The sequence below is a fragment of the Aeromonas rivuli genome, assembly GCF_000820045.1.
GTDB classification, from domain to species: domain Bacteria; phylum Pseudomonadota; class Gammaproteobacteria; order Enterobacterales; family Aeromonadaceae; genus Aeromonas; species Aeromonas rivuli.
Window position 1 is genome coordinate 1 of sequence record NZ_CDBJ01000069.1, and the last position, 2,179, is coordinate 2,179.

At 62.0% G+C, this 2,179-nt stretch carries 7 protein-coding genes; all 7 read right to left on the reverse strand.

The features are described 5' to 3' along the window. Positions 1-76 precede the first annotated feature (76 nt). Entirely contained in the window at positions 77-340 is a 264-nt protein-coding gene (locus BN1130_RS16430) for a putative phage tail assembly chaperone (protein ID WP_042043283.1), read from the reverse strand. Next, positions 337-579, reverse strand: a complete 243-nt coding sequence (gene lysC / locus BN1130_RS22920) for an Rz1-like lysis system protein LysC (RefSeq protein WP_232302033.1) — start codon at positions 577-579, stop codon at positions 337-339. The genes BN1130_RS16430 and lysC overlap by 4 nt, the downstream gene beginning before the upstream one ends. Further along, positions 464-895, reverse strand: a complete 432-nt coding sequence (locus BN1130_RS16440; protein WP_042043287.1) for a hypothetical protein — start codon at positions 893-895, stop codon at positions 464-466. Before BN1130_RS16440 ends, lysC begins: the two co-directional genes overlap by 116 nt. Further along, positions 892-1,353 (reverse strand): glycoside hydrolase family 24 protein, encoded by a 462-nt coding sequence (locus BN1130_RS16445; RefSeq protein ID WP_042043288.1) that lies wholly within the window; start codon positions 1,351-1,353, stop codon positions 892-894. The genes BN1130_RS16440 and BN1130_RS16445 overlap by 4 nt, the downstream gene beginning before the upstream one ends. Further along, a complete protein-coding gene (locus BN1130_RS16450; protein ID WP_042043290.1) occupies positions 1,340-1,663 on the reverse strand; it encodes a phage holin, lambda family in 324 nt (107 codons plus the stop codon). Before BN1130_RS16450 ends, BN1130_RS16445 begins: the two co-directional genes overlap by 14 nt. A 25-nt stretch (positions 1,664-1,688) precedes the next feature. Continuing rightward, positions 1,689-1,898 carry a TraR/DksA family transcriptional regulator gene (locus BN1130_RS16455; RefSeq protein WP_042043292.1) on the reverse strand — a complete coding sequence of 70 codons (210 nt, stop codon included), beginning with the start codon at positions 1,896-1,898 and terminating at the stop codon, positions 1,689-1,691. Positions 1,899-1,906: 8 nt separating this feature from the next. Then, on the reverse strand, positions 1,907-2,179 hold a 273-nt coding region (locus tag BN1130_RS16460), incomplete at its 5' end, for a phage protein (protein WP_042042806.1).

Genomic DNA, 2,179 nt, shown 5'->3' on the forward strand with positions numbered 1-2,179 from the left:
TCATGGGGCAGGTAGTGGCGGCGCAGTGCCAGCACCTGCTCTAGCTGGTTGTGCTCGATGGCCTCGGCGCGCGCGGTTAGTTTTTTACTTCGATATCCAGTTCCGGGACGTACTGCTCATTGACCTTGGCGGCGACTTGCAAGGCTGCGCCCGGGCGGGCCAGCAGGGTATCGAGTGATTGCTTGCAGTCAGCACAGACGATGCGCTTGAGGTATTGATGGGTGGGGGCCACTTTGTCGGTCATCGACAATCCGTTGATGTAACTGTTGTAGGCCACCAGGGTGGGCTCAAAGCTGATGTCAGACCCATTGATGGTCAGGGTGATGGTTTGCTTGCTCATGGTTGGTTTTCCTCTTGAGTAATCCAGTGATTCAGGGTGGTTATCTGTTGTTGGCAGTGGCGCAGCGCGCCCTGCAGCGTGGGGATAAAGGCCACGGCCTCGCCCCAGGTTGTGCCATTAAATTCAGGCTCCGGGCAGCGGGGCACCAGCCCCGGTGGCGGCAGCAGCCTGACCAGCTCGGTTTTCACCAGGGGCGGCTGGCTTGAGCAGGCGCAGAGCGCCAGCAGGCAGAGGCTCACGGCTGCAGTCCGGACGACCAACTGGCGGCGTGGCCAGGGCATGTTGCAGTTCATCGGCAATGCTCCTTCGTTGCTGGTCGAGCTTGGCCAGCGCGTCGTTTTGCTGGTCGAGCAGTTGGCGAATCTCCTTCTCGCGCAGCGGGATGGCCGCCAATGCCTTGGCTTGCTGTTCGCTGATGGCTTGCAGGGCGTTGATGGTGTTGTTGGCGGTGGCCAGCTCTTGAGTGCGAACGCTGAGCCGCTGGCCCTGGACAAACAGGGTGGTGCCAATCATTAAGCCGAGGAGGGTCGGCAGCAGCCGGAGGAAGGTGCTCATGCCAGCACCCCACCAAACTCGGTGAACTTGGCCAACAGGGTTTCCAGTGGGTGTTCCGGCTGGCCGTAGCCTGCGCCAGGCAGACTGGCCCAGATGTTGTTGCACTTACGCATGGCCTCATCGATGCGGCCCGCCTCGATGTCGGCCAAGGCCCGGCGCTCGCGGATAAGCTGGATGGCCCACTTGTCCTGGGAGAGAGGGCCAAAGTCCGGCAGGCCAAGCGCCGCCTGGTAGTGGCGCCAGTGACGGGACAGGAACTGATAGCGCCCGGCGGCGGTACTTCTGAGGCTCGGATTGACCTGCACCAGTACGTCGGGGTGCTCGCGATAGTCACCGAAGAAACCCGCCGGATTGACCAGCTTGTTATAACCATCATCGCCCCGCCCCTTGGTGCCCTCGGAGAAGGCCAGCAGGTCGAGAAAGGCCGCCAGATTGCGGCTGCACTCAATGCGCGGCATCGTCGCCTCCTTTGCCAAACAGGCGCTCGGCTTTGCCCCGGATGATGTCCATGCCAAGCAGGCCGACCATGCCGCCCAGGAACGGGGTGGCTTCGGCGGGAATACCAAGCAGTTGGGTGCCGGTAGCTGCGGCCAGGGTGATAAATCCGCACAAGCTGGATTCAATCAGGCGGCGTCGACCACTGCCCCCGGCGTAGGTGATGCGCAAGAAGGCGATGATGAGCGCAAGCAAGGCCCCATAGACAGAGGGCCAATTGTCCATCAGCCAGGCCAGCAGGGCGGCACCGATAATGGGGTCTTTGGTTGGCATAGAGTTCATATCCATCAGGCTCTGGTTAGCGGCTCAAGCGTTCGAGCCGGGTTTTGCAGGGGACGCACAGGCGCACCCCCGGTACAGTTTGGCGGCGCGCGGCGGGGATAGGGTCGTCGCACTCCTCGCATTCAAGCAGGCTCGGGCCCAGGGCGCGGCTCTTACCCACCTGGTTGGCCAGTTGAATGGCCAGCATGCGCGCGGCGTGGCGGGTGGCTCGGTCGATATCGTCCATGACTCCCCCTAATCCATCAGGTGGCGGGTGTCGTCCTTGGAGAGGTACGGCACGCCATCGATGTGAATGAAATCAGGGGAGGTCACGAAGCCTTTGATCTTGTGCACGCTTTTACTGCCCCCTTTGGGGTCGATGTCGAGCAGGTCGGCCGCATTGAGCTTGACGCCGAAGGCTTCTACCTTGATTTCATCGCCGCCGGTGTTGGCGTAGAACAGCACATCGTCCGGCTCCATCCCGCGCCAACTGCCTGCTCGTTTGGCCGCCCCGATCAGCAGTTTGAA

Excerpts from the sequence above, each read along its gene's own strand:
- BN1130_RS16430 (WP_042043283.1), bottom strand. The coding sequence starts at position 340 with ATGAGCAAGCAAACCATCACCCTGACCATCAATGGGTCTGACATCAGC.
- BN1130_RS16440 (WP_042043287.1), bottom strand. The coding sequence starts at position 895 with ATGAGCACCTTCCTCCGGCTGCTGCCGACCCTCCTCGGCTTAATGATT.
- BN1130_RS16445 (WP_042043288.1), bottom strand. The coding sequence starts at position 1,353 with ATGCCGCGCATTGAGTGCAGCCGCAATCTGGCGGCCTTTCTCGACCTG.
- BN1130_RS16450 (WP_042043290.1), bottom strand. The coding sequence starts at position 1,663 with ATGCCAACCAAAGACCCCATTATCGGTGCCGCCCTGCTGGCCTGGCTG.
- BN1130_RS16455 (WP_042043292.1), bottom strand. The coding sequence starts at position 1,898 with ATGGACGATATCGACCGAGCCACCCGCCACGCCGCGCGCATGCTGGCC.